The organism is Microcoleus sp. K1-B1 (assembly GCF_036704705.1).
GTDB lineage: Bacteria > Cyanobacteriota > Cyanobacteriia > Cyanobacteriales > Microcoleaceae > Microcoleus.
This window is the reverse complement of the sequence record NZ_JAUBSH010000085.1, coordinates 1-3,222: the sequence shown is the minus strand read 5'-3', so window position 1 is coordinate 3,222 and position 3,222 is coordinate 1. Positions and strand designations below refer to the sequence as shown.

The window sequence follows — 3,222 nt, the reverse complement described above, 5'->3', positions numbered from 1 at the left end:
TTCGGTGGCAATGTCGGCAGTAGTCCGTCAATTTTGACGATTAATGATGTGCCGCCAACTCCGGGGACAACTCCGGCTCCAGCAACATCAACAGCAACCCAGTTTGTTTTTAGTGCGGCTACTTTCACCACTCCGGAATCATCTGGCTTTGCTACGGTGACAGTCAATCGCATCGGTCCCACTACGGCTGCCGGAACCATTAGCTACAGTACTCTTGACGGCAGCGCCCTATCAACTGGAGGAACTGCGGCTGATTATGCGTCTACTGCTGGTGTACTCACCTTTGGCCCTGGGGTAACTTCCACGACGTTCAACATCTTTGTCAATGCTGATACTGTGCCTGAAATGACTGAGAGTGTTAACCTATATCTCAATAACGGCCCCGTCGGCACTCCGTCAACAGCAATACTAGACATTATTGACGGTAGCAGCAGTGCATCTGGCAATGTCTTCCAGTATAGTGCGTCTAATTACGGCTCGATCGGCGCTCAGGGGGGCGGCACAACGGTTACAGTTACCCGCTCAAGCGGCTTAGGTGCAGCATCGATTGATTATATTATTCTGGCGGGTACTCCAGGCGCCGGTCCTGCACCTGTATATGGTACCGACTACCTGCTTAACCCGGGCGGCCCCACTGGCGGCACGTTGTCCTTCGCCGACGGCGAACTCAGCAAAACCTTTAGTATTCAAGACAACCCATTTACTACCAATAATGGGATTGTGCGCTTAGGTCTTACTAACCCCACTGCGGGCTACAGTTTCGGCAGTACAGCGGCAACAAGTATCACTCTCATCTAAGGCTGTTAGTAGGGCGAGGAATCCTTGCTCTACTAATATGTCCCGCAAGTAGTTAAATGCTTTTTATCAGTCTGATTCCTCACTACAGCTTTTTTCAAGAAAGTGAGGTGCGCGGGTAAAATCTTCGCTGTGTGACAGTCGCTGGCACCGACAACTAATGGAATTCACCCACAGGGCCGATTGTGGGCGGTCTCGACCCGAATCCCCTTGCTGGTGCTAGTTTCGTGGCTTTCAACCCATTTGCTACTTCGGTCTGATAGAACCATTTCAAGGTCGTACTCTTAGATGCTACGCGCGTTATTCGAGTACGACCTTGAACTTTTGTATATTGAAAGAAGTAGATGGCGATTTGCCATTGGCTGGGGGTTTTTGAGATTGTCGGTTTTTGGCAATTATTGTTGGTAAAACCTGACCCTAAAATTATCGATTCGATATTATTGTTTTTTTGCGTTTACCTACTTAATCCTTAATTTGTTGATAAGCTTGCTGACACTGTTCAAAGGTTGAGGCGTCAGCTTCCGCATTTCCAAAATATAATTGCTCATGTATTCTTATCACAGTTTCGTAAGGCATGGGCTGGGGTAATTGCTGGATTAATTCCAAATATTCGCCATCAGTGCGGCTGGGTTGGTCAACCACGGTTCCCGCATCATTTAACCGCTGCAACACCGCCATGTAAAGACAGCGGCAAGCTTGACGGTATTTGCCTTGTTGCTGCAATTTTTGCGCTCGCAACAACCACTGTGCTACCGACAAATCGTTAATTATTTTTTTCGCACTGCCATCAGTTGTTTGATTCCTATTTTTGAAATTATGAATATAAAAACGTAACAGTTGCCAAATCTGCCAACTCGCCCAGACTGCGAGCAATGCTAAGATTAACCAAAAGGTGGCTTTAGCGATCGACTGTTAATTTGTACGCTGAGCAGTTGGTTGCAAGCAATGCTAAGACTAATTCAAATAATTTAACCAGTCTGACAAAAGTTAAACAGGATGTCGATCGAGCTTTGGATCGGGTAGCTCTGCCTTTTGGATGGAGCGAGCAGAACACCTTAGAACGAGATAGGCAGGGGAAGTTATTGTGGCCGGCTTTGATGGCAAAATTGTTTGGTTGGATATTGAGTGGCGTAGCTATTTCGATGGGGGCTGCTTTTTGGTTTGAGGCGCTAAATAAGATTATTAATATTCGCAATGCAGGGAAAAAACCGCCATCTTCCACAGAATCTTGAGCGGTGCAGTTGCCAGGCCAATCAACTAACTGTCATACCCTTTTAGATTTTAAATTTTAGATTTTAGAATTCCGAATGACTAATGGCTATCGATGTTTGAAGCACGAACCTAAATTTGGATTCTTTTTTGAAAGTGGTATAACCAGTAGGATATCGGATCGATCGGTAATTGCGCGTTTGCCAAAAGTAAGGGAAAACACGCAGAATATAAATTCCGTGCGATTGCGGATGGCAGTGCAGCAGAAATAGGAGAAACTGATAGATAGGTTAAATAACAATGAGCAAAATAAACAAGGTCGCTGGCAGTTTCAGATATTCTTAGAGAGATTGACAAACTTCGCACAACTTCTGACGGCCGATAGAACTAACTGCAATTAGGCTCTGTTATCCTCAGTTCAGATTACCTCGATCAATACAAAAATTAATTGCCAAAATCGCATAGTTATCAAATAAGTTTGATGAGATAACTCCGGGTGTATCTACTAATAATGCCCTTAAAGGAGTCTCCAATATGAGTTCTACATTCGCTCAAGTTAACTCACAATCTTCTTTTGAAAAACTGCCACTTCGCTCATTAGTCTTCATTGACTCCGGCGTGGAAGATTACGAGTCACTTACAACGGGAGTGCTGCCGGGACAGCAGGTAGTAATACTCGATCGCACCAAAAACGGCATCGAACAAATCACCTCCGAGATGGAAAAATACGCCTCTACTAAGGGGGCGATAGACTCGGTTCACATTATTTCTCACGGCAGTTCCGGCAGCCTACAATTAGGAAATACCGCTCTGGGTTCAGATAACATAGAGCAATACAAAAGCCAGTTGGAAAAGTGGCAAACTTCACTAGCCCCACAAGCAGACATCATGCTCTACGGCTGCGATGTAGCAGGCGGTACAGGTGCTAATTTCGTCGATCGATTCAGTCAATTAACCGGGGCTGACGTTGCGGCATCTACCAACATAACCGGCAGTGGCGGCGACTGGAATTTAGAATTTGCCTCGGGTCAAATTGAAACTCCCTTAGCCTTGACTCCAGAAGCAATGGCGGATTATCAAGGAACTTTAGCAACTATTACCGTTACTAACACTAATGATAGCGGGCCCGGTTCCTTGAGAAATGCGATCGCCTCCGCAGCAGCCGGCGATGCCATTGAATTTGCCTCCACACTTGCGGGCCAAACAATTACCCTCACT

The 3,222-nt window shown here is 45.9% G+C and carries 4 protein-coding genes; 3 read left to right on the top strand and 1 reads right to left on the bottom strand.

Annotated features, from left to right (window positions below; genetic code table 11):
* Window positions 1–798 (top strand): Calx-beta domain-containing protein (locus QUA83_RS23795; protein WP_333296323.1); only part of this gene is annotated, 798 nt, incomplete at its 5' end.
* 459 nt (window positions 799–1,257) lie between these two features.
* Here QUA83_RS23795 and QUA83_RS23790 read toward each other — a convergent pair.
* Window positions 1,258–1,668, bottom strand: a complete 411-nt coding sequence (locus tag QUA83_RS23790) for a DUF4129 domain-containing protein (RefSeq protein ID WP_333296321.1) — start codon at window positions 1,666–1,668, stop codon at window positions 1,258–1,260.
* A 59-nt stretch (window positions 1,669–1,727) separates the two neighbouring features.
* On the opposite strand from QUA83_RS23790, the gene QUA83_RS23785 reads away from it, so the two are divergent.
* A complete protein-coding gene (locus QUA83_RS23785) occupies window positions 1,728–2,027 on the top strand; it encodes a hypothetical protein (RefSeq protein ID WP_333296320.1) in 300 nt (99 codons plus the stop codon).
* Window positions 2,028–2,538: 511 nt separating this feature from the next.
* A partial coding sequence (locus QUA83_RS23780) for a DUF4347 domain-containing protein (protein ID WP_333296319.1) occupies window positions 2,539–3,222 on the top strand: 684 nt, incomplete at its 3' end.